Raw genomic sequence first — 19,482 nt, 5'->3', positions numbered from 1 at the left:
GAACACGCCCGTAGCACGGTTCTCGCCCACGACGGCCCACTTCGATAACTCCACGCTTATGGGCGTGCCCCATCTGTCACCCTGTCGGCAACGATCGAGGCGTATTCGTCCGAACTGCTCGGGGAGCTGTAGATGGGGGCCATTCCGGCGCAGCGGGAGACCATTTCCCTTGCCTCTGATGTGCCTGCGCACGCCTTTGACCCGCCGGCGTACGAGGGTGGGCCGCAGGACGCCGCACGGATGCGCGCCACCCTGCACGGCGGCCCGCTCGCGCCGGGTGCCGCGCGCGGTCTGCTGCGGGTGGCGTTCCAGCAGTGGGCGGGCCTCGGCCTGCCCGGCGTGGACCGGCTGACCGACCGGCTGGCCCATGACGCCATGGTCGTCGTCAGCGAGCTCGTCACCAACGCCGTCGTGCACGCCGGCACCGACGTCGAGCTGGTCTGCTGCCTGCAGCCCGAGTCGGGCGCCGTCGTCGTGGAGGTCTGCGACCACCATCCCTCGCGTGCGCCGCGCGACGGGGAGAGCGAAGCGGCGTACGAGGCGGCGGAGTACGGCCGTGGGCTGCGCCTCGTCGCCGCGCTGTCCGAGGCCTGGGGCGTCACCTATCGCCGGGGCGCCAAGACGGTGTGGGCGCGCGTGCCGGCCGAGGGGAGCTCGGACGCCGACGCCCTGGAGCGGGCGGGCTTTCCCGGCGCCGAGCTCCTCGCGCCCGAGCCCCATCGGTCCGAGCGGGACCGGGACTGGCTGGGCCGGGGCGCACTGTCCTTCCTCGCCGAGGCCTCCGACCTGCTCGCCGGACAGCTCGACGAGGACCTCGTCGCCGCGCTCACCGGCCAGCTGATCGTGCCGCGGCTGGCCGACTGGTGCGCGGTGTGGCTGGAGGACGAGGCGCTGGGCGGCCGGGGTGGCTGGGGCGACGGCACCGGGGCGCCCGGGCCGCGACTGGCCCGGGTCTGGCACAGCAGCGAGGAACGCATCGAGGAACTCCGCCGGTGCCTGGAGCAGGAACCGCCACGTTCGTCGGACGGGTTAGCGGCGGGGCCGGTGGCTTATCCGTGGCCTGGAGAGGGATTCGGGGTCCGCGGGGCGGATGGTGCTGGTGAGGCACCACCCGTGCGCGGGGCCGATGGCGCCGGTGAGGCGAGCACGCAGGCCGACAGCCGTGCGCCCGGCGGGTGGGACGTCGTCTCCGGTGCCGCGGCGTCCGGCGCAGGAGGTGCGCAGGCCGGCGAGGAAGGCAGCGGAGCCGAGGGGGCCGCCCTGGCGTACCGGCTGGTCGCCGGTGGGCGGCCGCTCGGCACGCTCGTCATCGGACGGGTCGGCGTCCCGCGGTTCCCGGACGAGATCACCGGCCTCGTCGAGGACCTCAGCCGCCGCGTGGCACTCGCCATCGGCGCGGCCCGGCAGTACGCCCGGCAGGCCACCATCAGCGCCGTGCTCCAGCGCGGACTGCTGCCCGGCGCCGTCGCCGAGATCCCCGGCGTGCGCAGTGCCCTCGTCTACGAGCCCTGCGACAAGGGCGGACCGAGCGGCGACTTCTACGACCTGTTCCCGGCCGGCGACGGCCGCTGGTGCTTCGCCGTCGGCGACGTCCAGGGCAAGGGCCCCGAGGCCGCCGTCGTCATCGGCCTGGCCCGCCCATGGCTGCGGCTGCTGGCCCGCGAGGGCTACCGCGTCGCCGATGTCCTCGACCGTCTCAACCAGCTTCTCCTCGACGACGCCACGGAGGCCGCGGACGCGGCCGCCCGCGCCCTGGTGGGCCCGGTCGGCCCCGGCGACGGCCCGCAGACCCGCTTCCTGTCCCTCCTCTACGGCGAGCTGGTCCCCTTCGACGGCGGCGTCCGCTGCACCCTCGCCTCCGCCGGACACCCCCTGCCGCTGCTCCTCGGCTCCGACGGCGACGTCCGTACGGCCGCGCAGCCGCAGACCCTCCTCGGGGTCGTCGAGGACGAGACGTACACGAGTGAGACGTTCGAGCTGCGGCCCGGCGACAGCCTGCTGTGCGTCACGGACGGCGTGACCGAGCGGCGCTGCGGCTCCCGCCAGTTCGACGACGGGGACGGGCTGGCGACGGCGCTGGCCGGCTGCACGGGGCTGAGCGCCGAGCTGATCGCGGAGCGGATCAAACGGCTGGTGCACGAGTTCGGCGGGCGCCCGCCGGAGGACGACCTGGCACTGCTGGTCCTGCAGGCGGAGTAGTACGTCGCCCGGGTGCTGGACAATGGAGGACATGCCTTCCGCACTTCCCGACGGCGAGCCCGTCCCCGACGACGGCGCGCTGCCCGCGCCCGCGCTCGCCGGGGCCGCGGACCGCCCCCTCGGGTTCTACCTGCACGTCCCGTACTGCGCGACCCGCTGCGGCTACTGCGACTTCAACACCTACACGGCGACCGAGCTGCGCGGCACGGGCGGCGTCCTGGCCTCCCGCGACAACTACGCCGACACCCTGATCGACGAGATCCGGCTGGCCCGCAAGGTCCTCGGCGACGACCCGCGCGAGGTCCGCACGGTCTTCGTGGGCGGCGGCACGCCGACGCTGCTGGCCGCCGACGATCTCGTACGGATGCTGGGGGCGATCCGCGACGAGTTCGGGCTGGCGCCCGACGCCGAGGTCACGACGGAGGCGAACCCGGAGTCGGTGGACCCGGCGTATCTGGCCACGCTCCGGGACGGCGGCTTCAACCGCATTTCCTTCGGCATGCAGAGTGCGAAGCAGCATGTGCTGCGCGTGCTGGACCGGACGCACACGCCGGGGCGCCCGGAGGCGTGCGTGGCGGAGGCACGGGCAGCGGGCTTCGAGCACGTGAACCTGGACCTGATCTACGGCACGCCGGGGGAGTCCGATGACGACTGGCGGGCGTCGCTGGAGGCGGCGCTGGGGGCGGGGCCGGACCACATCAGCGCGTACGCCCTGATCGTCGAGGAGGGCACGCAGCTGGCCCGCCGTATCCGTCGCGGCGAGGTCCCGATGACGGACGACGACGTGCACGCGGACCGGTACCTGATCGCGGAGGAGACGCTTTCGACGGCCGGTTTCGAGTGGTACGAGGTCTCGAACTGGGCAACTTCTGAGGCGGCCCGCTGCCTGCACAACGAGCTGTACTGGCGGGGCGCGGACTGGTGGGGAGCCGGTCCGGGCGCTCACAGTCACGTGGGCGGGGTGCGCTGGTGGAACGTCAAGCACCCGGGGGCGTACGCGGCGGCGCTGGCGGCGGGGAGGTCGCCGGGGGCGGGGCGCGAGCTCCTGTCGGAGGAGGACAGAAGGGTCGAGCGGATCCTGCTGGAGCTGCGGCTTCGGGAGGGTGTGCCGCTGGAGTTGCTGCGGGAGGAGGGGCTTGCGGCTGCGCGGCGGGCGCTGGGGGAGGGGCTGCTTCAGGAGGGGCCGTACCAGGAGGGGCGTGCGGTGCTGACGTTGCGGGGGCGGTTGCTGGCGGATGCGGTCGTGCGGGACTTGGTGGACTGATCACTCGGGTGGGTGAATCGGTGCGGGATGTCGGTTCGGTGGAAGAGCCGTCTCCTATGGTGCCGCTGTGGACGAGCGGGGGATCATCAAGTACTTCGAGGAGTTTCAGCCTCCTGAGGGCATCCGGGCTGAGCTTCTCAGGGGCGAGATCGTGATGACGCCGAGTCCCGATCTGACGCACAACGGGAACGTCACAGAAGTGGTGGACCAGATTCCGCGGAAGCGCTGGCGCCGTCTCCAGACCGTGTGTGTCGACATGCTCGGCGAGGCCAGCGTTCCCGTACCCGACCTGGTCGTGCTGGAACGTGGCACGGGACCGAATCACGGGACGCTGATGCCGTCCGAGGCGGTCACCATGCTGGTAGAGGTCGTCTCCAGGACGAGCGTCGACCGCGACTACGGGGTGAAGCGCTCGATCTACGCTGCGGCAGAGGTGCCGGGCTATCTGATCATCGATCCGATCATGGCCCAATGCGTCTTGTACGCCGAGCCGAGAGGTGAAGGCGGCGACGCCGACTACCGAATGCGGCGGATCACCAAGTTCGGTGACCTCACGCCCCTGGAGCCCCTCCGTATCGAGCTGGACACCACTGAGTTCGGTACCTACGAGAACGTCAGGCTCCACCGCCGACCGTAACGAAGTCGATCAACTCCTCCACCCGCCCCAACAACTCCGGCTCCAGGTCCTTGTAAGACCGCACCTGCGCCAGAATCCCCTGCCAAGCCGCACCAGTGTTTTCCGGCCACCCCAGCGCCCGGCACACCCCCGTCTTCCAGTCCTCCCCACGCGGCACCCGCGGCCACCCCGCGATCCCCAGCGCCGACGGCTTCACGGCCTGCCAGATGTCGATGTACGGGTGCCCCACCACCAACGCGTGCTCGCTCGTCACCGCCTCCGCGATGCGCCACTCCTTCGTCCCGGGCACCAGGTGGTCCACCAGGACGCCCAGCCGCGCGTCGGGGCCCGGCGCGAATGCCTCCACGATCGACGGGAGGTCGTCGATGCCCTCCAGGTACTCCACGACGACGCCCTCGATGCGCAGGTCGTCGCCCCAGACCTTCTCGACCAGCTCGGCGTCGTGCCGGCCCTCGACGTAGATGCGCCCGGCGCGGGCCACGCGCGCGCGTGCGCCGGGGACGGCGACCGAACCGGATGCCGTACGGGTGGGTCGTACCGGGCCCGAAGCAGGCCTCACCAACGTCACCACCCGGCCCTCCAGCAGGAAACCCCGGGGCTCCAGCGGAAACACCCGGTGCTTGCCGAAGCGGTCCTCCAGAGTGACCGTGCCCGCCTCGCAGCGGATCACCGCGCCGCAGAAACCGGTGCCGGGTTCCTCGACCACCAGGCCGGGCTCCGCCGGGACCTCCGGGACGGGCTTGGGCTTCTTCCACGGCGGGGTCAGGTCCGGAGAATACTGGCGCATTCGGATGACGATAGGAGAAGCCGGCGGGCGGTGCCTATGACACGCCGAAACGCGTCGCCAGGGCGTCGCGCTGCCGTCGTACGAACGCCGCGTCCACCACCGCTCCGTGTCCGGGCACGTACAGCGCGTCCGCGCCGCCGAGGTCGAGCAGGTGGTCCAGGGCGGCGGGCCAGTGGGACGGTACGGCGTCGGGGCCCGCCTGCGGTTCGCCGGACTCCTCGACCAGGTCACCGCAGAAGACCACCTCCGGGTCGCCGGGGACCAGCACCACCAGATCGTGGGCCGTGTGGGCCGGGCTCACGTTGGCCAGCAGGACCTGGCGGTCGGGGCCCAGGTCAAGGGTCCACTCGCCGCTGACATGATGCCGGGGCAGCACCAGGGTGTCGGCCGCCTCCTGCGCCGTATCCGCGTCGAGGCCGTTGTGGACGGCGTCCGCGCGCAGTTCCTCGCGGCCGCGCCGCCCGCCGAGCACGGCGTCCACACCGACCGCGCCGAACACCTCCGCACCCGCGAACGCGGCCGCCCCGAAGACATGGTCGAAGTGGGGATGGGTGAGCGCGAGATGGGTCACACGGTGCCCGGCGAGCTCCTCCGCCTCCGCCCGCAGCCGGGCTCCCTCCGCAAGGCTCGACCCGGCGTCGATCAGCAGCGCCGCGCCCCGGCCGACCACCAGCCCCACCGTGCAGTCCCAGCCAGGCAGACGGCACCGGCCGACACCGGCCGCCAGCCGCTCCCACCCGAGCTCTTCCCAAGTCACCGTCATACGGCGACGCTAGCTGTAGGCGCCCGCATGCCACGACCTCGCAGGACCGGCCTTGCCCGGGCCGTACCCGACGGCCGTACACTGGGCCGGGTAAGGCTGGCACTCGCATGCGCCGAGTGCCAGGGGGAGCGCCGAGGGACGACGTGACGGAGGTGTGCGCCATGCTCAGTGAGCGACGGCTGCAGGTGCTGCGCGCCATCGTCCAGGACTACGTCGGTACCGAGGAGCCGGTCGGCTCCAAGGCCCTCACCGAGCGGCACAGCCTCGGTGTCTCCCCGGCGACCGTCCGCAACGACATGGCGGCCCTGGAGGACGAGGGGTACATCGCCCAGCCGCACACCAGCGCCGGGCGCATCCCGACGGACAAGGGCTACCGGCTCTTCGTCGACAAGCTGGCCGAGGTCAAGCCGCTGACCGCGCCGGAGCGGCGCGCGATCCAGAACTTCCTCGACGGTGCCGTCGATCTCGACGATGTGGTGGCCCGGACCGTGCGGCTGCTCGCGCAGCTCACACGGCAGGTCGCGGTGGTGCAGTATCCGTCACTGACCCGGTCCACGGTGCGGCACGTGGAGCTGCTGTCGCTGGCTCCCGCGCGCGTGATGCTGGTCCTGATCACGGACACGGGCCGGGTGGAGCAGCGTATGGTCGACTGCCCGGCACCGTTCGGCGAGTCCTCCCTGGCGGATCTGCGGGCACGGCTGAACAGCAGGGTCGCGGGCCGGCGTTTCACGGATGTGCCGCAGTTGGTGCAGGATCTGCCGGAGGCCTTCGAAGCCGAGGACCGCGGCACGGTCCAGACGGTACTCTCCACCCTCCTGGAGACGCTCGTCGAACAGACCGAGGAGCGGCTGATGATCGGCGGCACCGCCAATCTGACCCGCTTCGGACATGACTTCCCCCTCACCATCCGGCCGGTGCTGGAGGCGCTGGAGGAGCAGGTCGTGCTCCTCAAGTTGCTTGGTGAGGCGAAGGATTCGGGCATGACCGTGCGCATCGGGCACGAGATCGCCCATGAGGGACTCAACTCCACGTCGGTGGTGTCGGTCGGCTACGGTTCGGGCGGCGAGGCAGTCGCCAAGCTCGGCGTGGTCGGACCGACCCGCATGGATTACCCGGGAACGATGGGAGCGGTACGCGCAGTGGCACGGTACGTCGGACAGATCCTGGCGGAGTCGTAAGTGGCCACGGATTACTACGCCGTTCTCGGCGTGCGCCGCGACGCGTCGCAGGAAGAGATCAAGAAGGCCTTCCGGCGGCTCGCTCGCGAGCTGCACCCGGACGTCAACCCCGATCCGAAGACGCAGGAGCGGTTCAAGGAGATCAACGCCGCTTACGAGGTGCTGTCGGACCCGCAGAAGAAGCAGGTCTACGACCTCGGCGGCGACCCGCTCTCGCAGAGCGGCGGCGCGGGCGCCGGCGGCTTCGGTGCGGGCGGCTTCGGGAACTTCTCGGACATCATGGACGCGTTCTTCGGTACGGCGTCGCAGCGCGGGCCGCGCTCGCGTACGCGCCGGGGCCAGGACGCGATGATCCGTATCGAGGTCGAGCTGGACGAGGCGGCCTTCGGTACGACGAAGGACATCCAGGTCGACACGGCCATCGTGTGCGCCACCTGCAGTGGTGAGGGCGCGGCGCCGGGGACCTCCGCCCAGACGTGTGACATGTGCCGCGGTCGCGGTGAGGTGTCGCAGGTCACGCGGTCGTTCCTGGGGCAGGTCATGACCTCCCGGCCGTGTCCGCAGTGCCAGGGCTTCGGCACCGTGGTGCCCAACCCGTGCCCGGAGTGCGCGGGCGACGGCCGGGTGCGGTCGCGTCGGACGCTGACGGTGAAGATCCCGGCCGGTGTCGACAACGGCACGCGGATCCAGCTCGCCGGCGAGGGCGAGGTCGGCCCCGGTGGCGGTCCGGCCGGTGACCTGTACGTCGAGATCCACGAACTGCCGCACCCGACCTTCCAGCGCCGCGGCGACGACCTGCACTGCACGGTCACGATCCCGATGACGGCGGCGGCCCTCGGCACAAAGGTGCCGCTGGAGACCCTCGACGGCATGGAGGAGGTCGACATCCGCCCCGGCACCCAGTCCGGCCAGTCGATCCCCCTGCACGGGCGGGGCGTCACGCACCTGCGCGGCGGCGGGCGCGGCGACCTGATCGTCCACGTCGAGGTCCAGACCCCGACCAAGCTCGACCCCGAGCAGGAGCGCCTCCTGCGGGAGCTGGCCAAGCTACGCGGCGAGGAACGGCCTCAGGGACAGTTCCAGCCGGGGCAGCAGGGGCTGTTCTCGCGGCTGAAGGACGCGTTCAACGGGCGCTGAGGGTCCGTGTTGCCGGTGGTCTATGCCAAATGGACGGCCGGATTCGGACTTGTTCGGAGGACGTGACAACATGCCGTCATGTCCTCCGCACTGACCGATCTCTTCCCGGTTCCGATCGTGCAGGCCCCCATGGCGGGCGGCGTCTCCGTGCCGCAGCTTGCGGCTGCCGTGTCCGAGGCGGGCGGGCTCGGGTTTCTGGCCGCCGGGTACAAGACGGCCGACGGCATGTACCAGGAGATCAAGCAGCTGCGGGGACTCACCGGCCGTCCCTTCGGCGTGAACCTGTTCATGCCGCAGCCCGAGTATGCCGAGCCCGCCGCGGTCGACGTCTACGCCCACCAGCTGGCCGGCGAGGCCGCCTGGTACGAGGCCGAGCTCGGCGACCGGGACAGCGGGCGGGACGACGGCTACGACGCCAAGCTCGCCGTGCTGCTCGACAACCCGGTGCCGGTGGTCTCCTTCCACTTCGGCTGCCCCAGCCGCGAGGTCCTGGACGCCCTGCGCCGCGCCGGAACCCTCACCCTGGTCACCGCCACGACGCCCGACGAGGCCCGCGCCGTCGAGCGGGCCGGCGCCGACGCCGTGATCGTCCAGGGCGTCGAGGCCGGCGGCCACCAGGGCACCCACCGGGACATCCCCGAGAACGACGGCTCCGCCCTCGGGCTGCTCTCCCTGATCGCCCAGGTCCGCGAGACCGTCGGACTTCCCCTCGTCGCCGCCGGCGGCATCATGCGCGGCAGCCAGATCGCCGCCGCCCTCGCCGCGGGCGCGAGCGCCGCCCAGCTGGGCACCGCCTTCCTCGCCACGCCCGAGTCCGGCGCCAACGCCGTGCACAAGCAGGCGCTGACCAACCCCCTCTTCGTCCGTACGGCACTCACCCGCGCCTTCTCCGGGCGGCCCGCCCGCGGGCTCGTCAACCGCTTCATGCGGGAACACGGCCCGTACGCCCCCGCCGCCTACCCGGAGATCCACCACCTCACCTCCCCGCTGCGCAAGGCGGCCGCCAAGGCGGGTGACGCGCAGGGCATGGCGCTGTGGGCGGGGCAGGGCCACCGGATGGCACGCGAGCTGCCGGCCGGGCAGCTGGTCGAGGTGCTGGCCGCCGAGCTCGAGGCCGCCAGGACAGCGTTGTCCTTCAGGGGCGGTGCCGGATGACCGCGCCCGTCTTCGTGGTGGAGCGGCTCGACGACAACGGGCCGGAGTTCGTGCTCGACGGCCCCGAGGGGCGGCACGCCGTCTCCGTCAAGAGACTGCGGCCCGGTGAGGACGTCGTCCTCACCGACGGACGCGGCCGCTGGGCGGAAGGGGTCGTCAAGGCCGCCGAGGGCAAGGACCGGCTGGTCGTGCAGCTGCACGGCGTGCACGAGGAACCGGAGGAGTCCCCCCGTATCACTGTCGTCCAGGCCCTCCCCAAGGGCGACCGCGGTGAGCTGGCCGTGGAGACGATGACCGAGGTCGGCGTCGACGCGATCGTGCCGTGGACGGCCGCCCGCTGCATCACCCAGTGGAAGGGCGAGCGCGGAGCCAAGGCGCTGTCGAAGTGGCGGGCCACGGCTCGCGAGGCCGGCAAGCAGTCCCGCAGGGTGCGCTTCCCGGAGGTCGGGGAGGCGGCGACGAGCAAGCAGGTCGCCGCGTTGCTGGCCGGCGCCGACTTCGCCGCCGTACTGCACGAGAGCGGCGACGAACCGCTCGCCGCCGCCGAACTGCCCGCCGACGGCGCGATCGTGCTGGTCGTCGGACCCGAAGGCGGCGTCTCCGACGAGGAGTTGGCGCTCTTCGAGGAGGCGGGCGCGAAGGCCTACCGCCTCGGGCCGACCGTGCTGCGCACCTCGACCGCCGGTACGGCCGCGGCCGCGCTGCTCCTCGGCCGCACCGGACGCTGGTCCTGACCCGGCTGAGGGAGGACGTCATGGAACTCGCCCAAGTGAGGCTGCTGGTCGGCGACTTCGCCGCCTGCTACCGCTTCTACGCCGACGTCCTCGGCCTCAAACCGCAGTCGGGCGCGACCGAGGGGCCGTACGAGAAGTTCAGTCCCGCCACCGGATCGGCGGGCATCGCCCTCCAGGACCGGGCGATGATGGCCGGCGTCCTGGGGGAGCTGGGCGACACGGCGACCGGGCACCGCTCGCTGGTCGTGCTGCGCGTCGACGACCTGGACGGCTACTGCGAGCGCATCACCGCACGCGGCGCGACCCTCCTGCACGGCCCGGCGTCCATGACGGACCGCATGCGGGCCGCCCACCTCAAGGACCCGGAGGGGAACCTGGTGGAACTGCAGGAGTGGCTGCTGCTGCGCGGCTGACCACCGAGGGCACCGAGTGGCCGTATGTGCCCTACCGCGACGGCCGGGGCAGTGGCAGGCTGCCGTCCATGGGGGCACTGCAGTGGATCCGGGGGCGGCCGCGCGGGACGCGGGTGATGGCTGTGGCGGGAGCCGTGGTGGTCGGCGTGGGCGGGATCGTGGCCTGCGAACCGGGTGCCATGAGCTCGGCGACGGTGGCCTACACGACCGACGAACTGGTGACGCGGGAACTGCAGCGGCAGAAGGCCGACGTCCAATGGCTCAGCTGCACCGCCGACTTCGGCAACCGGACCGGCTCGACCCCGTCCGCGAGCGTCGACACCGTCGCGGACGTCGACTGCCAGGGCCGGACCACCGACGGCAAGGACATCACCGTCACCGGCAAGGTGACCCGCGCGGTCGACGGCGCCTGTGTACGCGGTGACCTCACCGCCGAGGTGGACGGCAAGGAGTGGTTCCACGTCACCGGGCTCGGCGACTGCAACGCCACCAGCGCCCCGCCGGCCGGCAACCGGCCCGGCGGCGGGCCCACCACCACCGTGACCGTCACCAAGACCGTCTGGTGCCACGGCGATCCGAACTGCTGGCCGGAGGGCAAGTGAGGGGAGCACGGCAAGTGATCCAAACCCCTGTGCGCGGGGCCCGCCCCTGCATAGGGTGATCGGGTGACAGAGTCCGCAGCGCCCGCCCCGTCGGCGTATCTCCGGTTTCCGCACCTGCACCGCGATGTGGTCGCCTTCACCGCCGAGGACGACGTCTGGATCGCCCCCCTCGACGGCGGCCGGGCCTGGCGGGTGAGCGCCGACAACGTCCCGGTCACCATGCCACGCATCTCGCCCGACGGCACCACCGTCGCCTGGACCTCGACCCGCGACGGCGCCCCCGAGGTGCACATCGCCCCCGTCGACGGCGGCCCGGCGAGGCGGCTCACCCACTGGGGCAGCGTGAAGACCGAGGTCCGCGGCTGGACCCCGGACAGCCAGGTCCTCGCCCTCACCACGCACGGCCAGGCCAGCCTGCGCCGCACCTGGGCGCACGCCGTCCCGCTGGACGGCGGACCGGCGACCCGGCTGCCGTACGGGCCGGTCGGCGAGGTCGCGTACGGGCCGCGCACCGTGCTGCTGTCCGCGCCGATGGGACGCGAGGCCGCCAAGTGGAAGCGGTACCGGGGCGGTACGGCGGGCAAGCTGTGGATCGACCGGGAGGGGGACGGGGAGTTCGTACGGCTGCATGAGGAGCTGGACGGGAACATCGAGTACCCGGTGTGGGTGGGGGACCGGATCGCCTTCCTGTCCGACCACGAGGGCACCGGCGCGCTCTACTCCTCTCTCGCCGACGGCTCCGACCTACGGCGCCACACCCCACTCGACGGCTTCTACGCCCGGCATGCCGCGAGCGACGGCACCCGTGTCGTCTACTCCTGCGCCGGTGAACTCTGGCTGCTCGACGACCTCGACGCCGCCGAGCCGCGCCGGCTCGGGCTGCGGCTCGGCGGGCAGCACACCGACCGGCAGCCGTACCCGGTGAACGCCTCCCGCTGGTTCGGGTCCGCCTCACCCGACCACACCGCGCGCGGCAGCGCGGTCTCCGTGCGCGGCGGGGTGCACTGGGTGACGCATCGCTCCGGCCCCGCCCGTGCGCTGGCCGCCGAACCCGGCGTACGGGCCCGGCTGCCGCGCACCTTCCGCACGGAGGGCGAGGAGTGGGTGGTGTGGGTGACGGACGCCGAGGGCGAGGACGCCCTGGAGTTCGCGCCCGCCACCGGACTGACCCCGGGCTCCGTTCCGCGCCGGCTCGCCGCCGGGCAGCTCGGCCGGGTCCTGGAGCTCGCCATGGCACCCGACGGCAGCCGGGCCGCCGTCGCCGCGCACGACGGGCGGCTGCTGCTCGTCGAACGGGAGACCGGCGAGGTGCGGGAGGTCGACCGCAGCGACAACGGAGACGTCTCCGGGCTGGTCTTCTCGCCGGACTCGGCGTGGCTCGCCTGGTCCCACCCCGGCCCCCGCCCGCTCTGCCAGCTGAGGCTCGCCAACACCACCGATCTGTCGGTCACCGAGGCGACCCCGCTGCGTTTCCAGGACTACGCGCCCGCCTTCACCGCAGACGGCAAGCACCTCGCCTTCCTCTCCAACCGCTCCTTCGACCCCGTCTACGACGAGCACGTCTTCGACCTGGCGTTCGTCGTCGGCGACCGCCCCCACCTGATCACCCTCGCCGCGACCACGCCCTCGCCGTTCGGCCCGCAGAGGCACGGCCGCCCCTTCGAGACGCCGGACAAGGACGAGACGCCCGACAGCGAGGGCACCCCGACGACCCGGATCGACCTCGAGGGGCTCGCCGACCGGATCGTGCCGTTCCCGGTCGAGGCCGGCCGCTACTCCAACCTGCGCGCCGCGAAGGACGGGGTGCTGTGGCTGCGGCACCCCGTGCAGGGCGTCCTCGGTTCCTCCCGGGCCACCCCGGACGACCCCGACCCCAAGACCGAGCTGGAGCGTTACGACCTCGCCCAGCACCGTCTGGAGCACCTCGCCGTCGACGCCGACCACTTCGAGGTCAGCGGCGACGGGAAACGCGTGCTGCTGTGGACCGACGGCCGGCTGAAGGTCGTCCCCAGCGACCGGCGCGCCTCGAACGACGACGACAGCGACACCAACGTCACCGTCGACCTCGGCCGGGTACGGCAGATCATCGACCCGGCGGCCGAGTGGCGGCAGATGTACGAGGAGACCGGCCGCATCATGCGGGACCACTTCTGGCGGCCCGACATGAACGGCGTCGACTGGGACGGTGTCCTCGACCGCTACCGGCCGGTCCTCGACCGGATCGCCACCCACGACGACCTCGTGGACCTGCTGTGGGAGGTACAGGGCGAGCTCGGCACCTCCCACGCCTACGTCATGCCGAACGGCGGCTACGGCCACGGGCCCCGCCAGGGACTGCTCGGCGCGGACATCTCCCGGCACGCCGACGGCAGTTGGCGTATCGACCGGATCCTCCCCTCGGAGACCTCCGACCCCGACGCCCGCTCCCCGCTCGCCGCGCCCGGCGTCGCGGTGCGCGCCGGGGACGCCATCGTGGCCGTGGCCGGGCGGGCGGTGGATCCGGTGACCGGGCCGTCGCCGCTGCTCGTCGGTACGGCCGGGAGGCCCGTCGAACTGACCGTCTCGCCGTCCGGTGGCGGCGAGGTGCGGCACGCGGTGGTCGTGCCGGTCGCGGACGAGGAACCGCTGCGCTACCACGACTGGGTCGCCGGCCGGCGGGCCTACGTCCACGAGCGGTCCGGCGGCCGGCTCGGCTACCTCCACGTACCCGACATGCAGGCGCCGGGCTGGGCGCAGATCCACCGGGACCTGCGGGTGGAGGTGGCCCGGGAGGGGCTCGTGGTGGACGTACGGGAGAACCGGGGCGGCCACACCTCCCAACTGGTCGTCGAGAAGCTGGCCCGGCGGATCGTCGGCTGGGCCGTGCCGCGAGGGATGCGGCCGTACAGCTATCCGCAGGACGCGCCGCGCGGCCCGGTGGTCGCCGTCGCCAACGAGTTCTCCGGTTCCGACGGCGACATCGTGAACGCGGCGATCAAGGCGCTCGGGCTGGGGCCGGTGGTCGGCACCCGCACCTGGGGCGGTGTCATCGGCATCGACAGCCGCTACCGGCTCGTCGACGACACGCTGATCACACAGCCGAAGTACGCGTTCTGGCTGGAGGGTTACGAGTGGGGCGTGGAGAACCACGGTGTGGACCCGGACGTCGAGGTCGTGCAGCGACCGCAGGATTACGCGGCGGGGCGGGACGTACAGCTGGACGAAGCGGTACGAACAGCGCTGGCGGCGTTGGAGGAGGCGCCCGCGAAGGTACCGCCGACTCTGCCGTGACCGTGCGCTGAGGCTGGCCGGGGGTGGGTAGCGCAGCCCGGCGCGACGGGGGTGCCGCTGCGCCCACCCGTGCCGCCCCAGCGGCACGACTGCCCGCAGCGACGGCGGCGATACGATGCCCCCCGTACACGCCCGACCGCCGGAGGGAACCGCATGACAGGGGAAGCGCAGGACGACTGTCTGTTCTGCAAGATCGTCGAGGGGCACATCCCGGCGACGATCGTCCGTGAGACGGAGACCACCGTTGCGTTCCGGGACATCAACCCCCAGGCGCCCACGCACGTCCTGGTGATCCCCAAGGCGCACTACCGGGACGCCGCCACGCTCGCCGCCGCCGCGCCGGAGCTCGCCGCGGACGTTCTGCGCGAGACCCAGGCGGTCGCCGACGAGGACAAGCTGGAGAGCTACCGCGTCGTCTTCAACACGGGCAGTGGCGCCGGCCAGACCGTCTGGCACGCCCACGCCCACGTCCTGGGCGGCCGCGGCATGGAATGGCCCCCCGGGTAAGTCGCCGTGTCCGTACGAGAACTGGTGGTCCTCGGCACCGCCAGCCAGGTCCCCACCCGGCACCGCAACCACAACGGCTACCTGCTGCGCTGGGACGGCGAGGGCATCCTCTTCGACCCCGGCGAGGGCACCCAGCGTCAGATGCTCCGCGCCGGGGTCGCGGCACACGACATCGACCGGATCTGCGTCACGCACTTCCACGGCGACCACTCCCTCGGCCTCGCCGGAGTGATCCAGCGCATCAACCTCGACCAGGTGCCGCACCCCGTCACCGCGCACTACCCCCGCTCCGGACAACGCTTCTTCACCCGGCTCCGGTACGCCACCGCCTACCGGGAGACGGTCGACCTCACCGAGGCGCCGGTGCACCAGGACGGCGATCTCGCGGTGACGCCGTCGTACACACTCCAGGCCCGCAAGCTCTCCCACCCCGTCGAGTCCTACGGCTACCGGCTGATCGAGCCCGACGGCCGCCGCATGCTGCCCGACCGGCTCGCCGCGCACGGCATCAAGGGGCCCGACGTGGGACGGCTCCAGCGGGAGGGAGTGCTCGCGGACGTCCGTCTGGAAGACGTGAGCGAGGTGCGCCGCGGACAGCGGTTCGCGTTCGTCATGGACACCCGGCTGTGCGACGGGGTGTACGCGCTCGCCGAGGGCTGCGACATGCTCGTCATCGAGTCGACGTTCCTCGACGAGGACATCGAACTCGCCGCGGAACACGGGCACCTGACGGTAGGTCAGGCAGCGCGGGTGGCCAAGGAGTGCGGCGTACGGCACCTCGTCCTCACCCACTTCAGCCAGCGCTACTCGGAACCTGACGAGTTCGAGCGGCAGGCGCGGGCGGCCGGGTTCGAGGGGGAGCTGAGCGTGGCGCACGACCTACAGAGAGTGCCGGTTCCGAAGCGTCGGTGAAGCGCCCGTACGATGCTTTGATGCCCCTCCCGAAAGCCGAACTGCACCTCCATATCGAAGGCACCCTGGAGCCCGAGCTCGCTTTCGAGCTCGCCGCACGCAACGGTGTGACCCTGCCGTACGCGGACACCGAAGAGCTCCGCGAGGCGTACCGGTTCGCGGACCTCCAGTCCTTTCTGAACCTGTACTACGAGCTCATGGCCGTGCTGCGCACCGAGCGGGACTTCGAGGACCTCGCGGACGCCTATCTCGCCCGCGCTGCCGCGCAGGGTGTGCGGCACGCGGAGATCTTCTTCGACCCGCAGGCGCACATCGGGCGCGGGGTGGCGATGGGGACCGTGGTCGAGGGGCTCTGGCGGGCACTCGGCCGCAGCCAGGAGACGCACGGGATCTCCACCCAGCTGATCATGTGCTTCCTGCGGGACGAGTCCGCCGAGTCGGCGATGGAGACGCTGGACGCCGCCAAGCCCTACCTGGACCGGATCACCGGTGTGGGGCTGGACTCCGCCGAGGTCGGGCATCCGCCGGTGAAGTTCCGCGAGGTGTACGAGGCGGCCGCCGCCCTCGGGCTGCGGCGGGTGGCGCACGCCGGTGAGGAGGGGCCGCCGGAGTACATCACCGAGGCCCTGGACGTGCTCGGCGTCGAGCGGATCGACCACGGCCTGCGCTGCCTGGAGGACCCGGCCCTGGTCGAACGGCTCGTGCGCGACCGCGTCCCGCTGACGCTGTGCCCGCTGTCCAACGTGCGGCTGCGTGCCGTGGACGTCCTGGAACAGCACCCGCTGCCCGCCATGCTCGACGCCGGACTGCTGTGCACGGTCAACTCCGACGACCCCGCCTACTTCGGCGGCTACGCCGGCGACAACTTCGACGCGGTGCGCCGGGCCCTCGGGCTGGACGAGGAACAGCTGCGCGAGCTGGCCCGCAACTCCTTCACCGCCTCCTTCCTGGAGCACGACGAGGAGCGGCGGGCGCGGTATCTCGCGGAGGTCGAGGCCTACGAGTTCGGCTGATCCCTAATCGGTCGCGGACCCCGGTGCGGCGAATGCCTGCCGGGGGCCTGCCGTGCCGTAGGCCGAGCGGTCGGCGGGGAGGGACGGGGCGTCCACCGGGATCTCCAGGACGTCCATGGCCGGTGCGGGACGCGTCGCGCGCAGCGCCACGGCCGTCATCGGGACGGCGATCACCAGCAGCCCGGCGGCCAGGACCAGGCCCATCGCCGGGAACCCCGCCTGTGCCGAGAGGACGCTGCCGGTCAGGGGGCCCGCCGCCGTGCCGAGCGATGACGCCGAGCCGACGAGTACCGCCCAGCGGCCGCGCGGGTCGAGCGAGGCGGCGAGGCCGATGACGTAGGAGAGGACGATCGGGTAGAGGGCGTTCCAGGCGATCTCGCCCGCCGCGAACGTCGTCAGGCCGGTCGCCGAGGCGCTGACGGCGATGCAGCCCGCGATGAGGCCGGTCCCCGCGCCGATGGGCAGCGCATGTCCGAGCCGCGGCCCCAGCGCCCCGGCGGCGGTCACACCCAGCAGCCCGGCGCCCAGCCCGACCGCGAAGACGACGCCGACGGTCGCCTCCGTCAGATGCGCCTGGGTCAGACCGATCCGCCCGCTGACACCCCAGAGGGAGTTCTGGGCCATCGACCAGCAGGGCATCGCGGCGGCCAGCACGAGACCCGAGCGAAGGTGGGGGAGGCGGGGCCGGTCGTGGCCGCCGCCGTGCCGCGGGGGCGGCGTCCCACGGACTGCGAGGCGGCCGGTGAACGGCCACACCGCCAGCGCCGTCAGGGCGATCGCGGCCAGGGGCAGGCCGTGCCCGGGGCCGAGGTGGGGGACCGTCAGATAGACCGCGCCCGCCAGCGCGGAGACGCTGAGCAGTCCGAGGGTGGTGGTGCGGTGCGGCTCGCGCCGGCCGGCGATGCCGGTGGCGGCGACCGCGGTGGCCGTACCCGAGCCGAATCCGCCGATCACCACGCCGGTGACGACGGCCCAGACGGTGGTGGTGAGGGCGGCGCCGCCGTAGCCGAGGACGGCGAGAGCGAGGCCGGCGCGAGCGAGGGTGCGGGGGCCGAGCCGGTCGACCCGGGAGGCCAGCAGGAAGCCCGCCGACGCCGAACTCAACAGCAGGGCACTGCCGATCGCGCCCGCCTGGGTGGCGGAGACGGACAGACCGGAGTCCAGTCGGCCGACGACCGTCGGCAGCAGATACGGGGCCAGGTACCCGGCCGTGAAAAGGGCGACGAGGGGCCAGGGCGTGGTGGTGCGGGGGGCGAGCACGGGCGTTCCCAGGGCATGCGAAAGGAGCGGCACAAAAAAGGGGGAGGGGGCGACGACCGTCGACGGACAGGAACGCGCGGGCAATTTGTATCAAGCGGGGGGTGGGACGAGAGAGGGCGGGGGGTGTGATCTGGGGCACGTTCTGTTTGGGGTGGAGGAAGGCGGGTAGACATGCGCGCTCCCACCGGCTCGTGCCGGTTCACGGCCCGCTGCCGCCATTGACGCCCGCTGTTCGCCTACCTAATCTCCATTCCCATACGTGTATGACGTCTGCATGGGGGAGCCATTCTGTGAACCTCGCCGTTACGGACGTACGACTGACCCCGATCCTGGTCGCCGACCCGCCCCTGCTCAACACCCAGGGCGTCCACCAGCCGTACACGCCCCGGCTGATCGTGGAGGTCGTGACGGCCGAAGGGGTCACCGGACTCGGCGAGACGTACGGCGACACCAAGTACCTAGAGCTCGCTCGGCCCTTCGCCGGCAAACTGATCGGCCACCAAGTCACGGATGTGAACACACTGTTCACCATCGCGGACGAGGTGGCCGTCGATCAGTCCGTGGTCTCCGGCCAGGTCGACGTCGGCGGGCTGCGCGGTGTCCAGACCGCCGACAAGCTGCGGCTGTCCGTCGTCTCGGCGTTCGAGGTGGCGTGTCTGGACGCGCTGGGCAAGGCGCTCGGCCTGCCCGTGCACGCGCTGCTGGGCGGCAAGGTGCGGGACGCCGTCGAGTACAGCGCGTACCTCTTCTACAAGTGGGCCGGCCATCCCGAGGGCGTCCCCGCCGAGAAGGACGACTGGGGTGCCGCCCTCGATCCGGCCGGAGTCGTCGAGCAGGCGCGGAAGTTCAAGGAGCGGTACGGCTTTAAGTCGTTCAAGCTCAAGGGGGGTGTCTTCCCGCCGGACGAGGAGATCGCCGCCGTACGCGCGCTCGCCGAGGCCTTCCCCGGGCATCCGCTGCGGCTGGATCCCAACGGTGCCTGGTCCGTTGCGACCTCGCTGAAGGTGGCGAAGGAGCTGGCGGATGTCCTCGAGTACCTGGAGGACCCGGCGCTGGGCACGTCCGCGATGGCCGAGGTCGCCGCCGGGACCGCCGTGCCGCTCGCCACCAACATGTGCGTGACGACGTTCGCCGAGATCAAGGAGGCGTTCGCTAAGGACGCCGTCCAGGTCGTCCTCTCCGACCACCACTACTGGGGCGGCCTGCGCAACACGCAGCAACTCGCCGCCGTCTGCCGCACCTTCGAGGTGGGGATCTCGATGCACTCCAACACCCACCTCGGGATCAGCCTCGCCGCGATGACCCAGGTGGCGTCCACCGTCCCCGGCCTCCACCACGCCTGCGACTCCCACTACCCCTGGCAGTCGGAGGACGTGCTCACCGAGCGGCTGGTCTTCGACGGCGGCAGGATCACCGTCTCCGACGCCCCCGGCCTCGGCGTCGAACTCGACCGCGACTGACTGGCCCTCCTGCACCGGCGGTGGCTCGACGACGACGGCACGCTGCGGGACCGCGACGACGCGGCGGCGATGCGGGTCGCCGACCCGCAGTGGCGTACGCCGTCCGTCCCCCGCTGGTAGACGCCCGTGACGACCTGACGCGCCCCTCCACCGGACCAGGGGCCCCTTGTCAGTGGTGTGGTGCACACTGG

Annotated in this window: 16 protein-coding genes and 1 pseudogene; 14 read left to right on the top strand and 3 right to left on the bottom strand. The window is 72.2% G+C overall.

Going from position 1 to position 19,482, the window contains the following annotated elements; translation table 11 throughout:
* Positions 1-132: 132 nt before the first annotated feature.
* From ACFV7R_RS06975 to ACFV7R_RS06965, 3 genes are all read left to right on the top strand, one after another.
* Positions 133-2,199 carry a SpoIIE family protein phosphatase gene (locus ACFV7R_RS06975; protein ID WP_385260782.1) on the top strand — a complete coding sequence of 689 codons (2,067 nt, stop codon included), beginning with the start codon at positions 133-135 and terminating at the stop codon, positions 2,197-2,199.
* Positions 2,200-2,230: 31 nt separating this feature from the next.
* Positions 2,231-3,463, top strand: coding sequence for a radical SAM family heme chaperone HemW (gene hemW / locus ACFV7R_RS06970; RefSeq protein ID WP_385260780.1), 1,233 nt, complete (start codon positions 2,231-2,233; stop codon positions 3,461-3,463).
* Positions 3,464-3,530: 67 nt separating this feature from the next.
* Positions 3,531-4,100 carry a Uma2 family endonuclease gene (locus ACFV7R_RS06965; protein ID WP_385260778.1) on the top strand — a complete coding sequence of 190 codons (570 nt, stop codon included), beginning with the start codon at positions 3,531-3,533 and terminating at the stop codon, positions 4,098-4,100.
* On the opposite strand, the gene ACFV7R_RS06960 is transcribed toward ACFV7R_RS06965, so the two are convergent.
* On the bottom strand, positions 4,078-4,887 hold the full coding sequence (locus ACFV7R_RS06960; RefSeq protein WP_385260776.1) for a DUF3097 domain-containing protein: 810 nt from the start codon (positions 4,885-4,887) through the stop codon (positions 4,078-4,080). The genes ACFV7R_RS06965 and ACFV7R_RS06960 overlap by 23 nt on opposite strands.
* Positions 4,888-4,921: 34 nt before the next feature.
* The gene (locus tag ACFV7R_RS06955) at positions 4,922-5,650 is read right to left on the bottom strand and encodes an MBL fold metallo-hydrolase (protein ID WP_385260775.1); all 729 of its coding nucleotides are present in this window, start codon (positions 5,648-5,650) and stop codon (positions 4,922-4,924) included.
* Positions 5,651-5,811: 161 nt separating this feature from the next.
* Between ACFV7R_RS06955 and hrcA the strand changes: the two genes are divergently transcribed.
* The 10 genes from hrcA (at position 5,812) to ACFV7R_RS06905 (ending at position 16,571) form a co-directional block, all read left to right on the top strand.
* Positions 5,812-6,828 carry a heat-inducible transcriptional repressor HrcA gene (gene hrcA / locus ACFV7R_RS06950; RefSeq protein ID WP_129801826.1) on the top strand — a complete coding sequence of 339 codons (1,017 nt, stop codon included), beginning with the start codon at positions 5,812-5,814 and terminating at the stop codon, positions 6,826-6,828.
* Positions 6,829-7,965, top strand: coding sequence for a molecular chaperone DnaJ (gene dnaJ / locus ACFV7R_RS06945; protein ID WP_385260773.1), 1,137 nt, complete (start codon positions 6,829-6,831; stop codon positions 7,963-7,965). It abuts the gene before it with no gap.
* Positions 7,966-8,043: 78 nt separating this feature from the next.
* Complete coding sequence (locus tag ACFV7R_RS06940; protein ID WP_385260771.1) at positions 8,044-9,120, top strand: nitronate monooxygenase; 1,077 nt, start codon at positions 8,044-8,046, stop codon at positions 9,118-9,120.
* A complete protein-coding gene (locus ACFV7R_RS06935; RefSeq protein ID WP_385260769.1) occupies positions 9,117-9,854 on the top strand; it encodes a 16S rRNA (uracil(1498)-N(3))-methyltransferase in 738 nt (245 codons plus the stop codon). The genes ACFV7R_RS06940 and ACFV7R_RS06935 overlap by 4 nt, the downstream gene beginning before the upstream one ends.
* 20 nt (positions 9,855-9,874) lie before the next feature.
* The gene (locus tag ACFV7R_RS06930; RefSeq protein WP_129801830.1) at positions 9,875-10,267 is read left to right on the top strand and encodes a VOC family protein; all 393 of its coding nucleotides are present in this window, start codon (positions 9,875-9,877) and stop codon (positions 10,265-10,267) included.
* 68 nt (positions 10,268-10,335) lie between these two features.
* Positions 10,336-10,869 carry a hypothetical protein gene (locus ACFV7R_RS06925; RefSeq protein WP_385261403.1) on the top strand — a complete coding sequence of 178 codons (534 nt, stop codon included), beginning with the start codon at positions 10,336-10,338 and terminating at the stop codon, positions 10,867-10,869.
* 63 nt (positions 10,870-10,932) lie between these two features.
* Positions 10,933-14,139, top strand: a complete 3,207-nt coding sequence (locus ACFV7R_RS06920; protein WP_385260767.1) for a S41 family peptidase — start codon at positions 10,933-10,935, stop codon at positions 14,137-14,139.
* Positions 14,140-14,292: 153 nt separating this feature from the next.
* A complete protein-coding gene (locus tag ACFV7R_RS06915) occupies positions 14,293-14,646 on the top strand; it encodes a histidine triad nucleotide-binding protein (protein WP_385260765.1) in 354 nt (117 codons plus the stop codon).
* Between the two features lie 6 nt (positions 14,647-14,652).
* On the top strand, positions 14,653-15,558 hold the full coding sequence (locus tag ACFV7R_RS06910; RefSeq protein ID WP_385260764.1) for a ribonuclease Z: 906 nt from the start codon (positions 14,653-14,655) through the stop codon (positions 15,556-15,558).
* 20 nt (positions 15,559-15,578) lie between these two features.
* Positions 15,579-16,571 (top strand): adenosine deaminase, encoded by a 993-nt coding sequence (locus tag ACFV7R_RS06905; RefSeq protein ID WP_385260762.1) that lies wholly within the window; start codon positions 15,579-15,581, stop codon positions 16,569-16,571.
* A 3-nt stretch (positions 16,572-16,574) separates the two neighbouring features.
* Here the strand turns inward: ACFV7R_RS06905 and ACFV7R_RS06900 are convergent, their stop codons facing one another.
* On the bottom strand, positions 16,575-17,831 hold the full coding sequence (locus ACFV7R_RS06900; protein WP_385260760.1) for an MFS transporter: 1,257 nt from the start codon (positions 17,829-17,831) through the stop codon (positions 16,575-16,577).
* Between the two features lie 263 nt (positions 17,832-18,094).
* Here ACFV7R_RS06900 and ACFV7R_RS06895 point away from each other — a divergent pair.
* A pseudogene (locus ACFV7R_RS06895) lies at positions 18,095-19,411 on the top strand (glucarate dehydratase family protein).
* Positions 19,412-19,482 lie beyond the last annotated feature (71 nt).

The sequence above is a fragment of the Streptomyces sp. NPDC059866 genome, assembly GCF_042731325.1.
GTDB classification, from domain to species: Bacteria; Actinomycetota; Actinomycetes; order Streptomycetales; family Streptomycetaceae; genus Streptomyces; species Streptomyces flavusporus.
The sequence above is the reverse complement of the archived record's forward strand: the minus strand, read 5'-3'. Positions and strand labels throughout refer to the sequence as shown.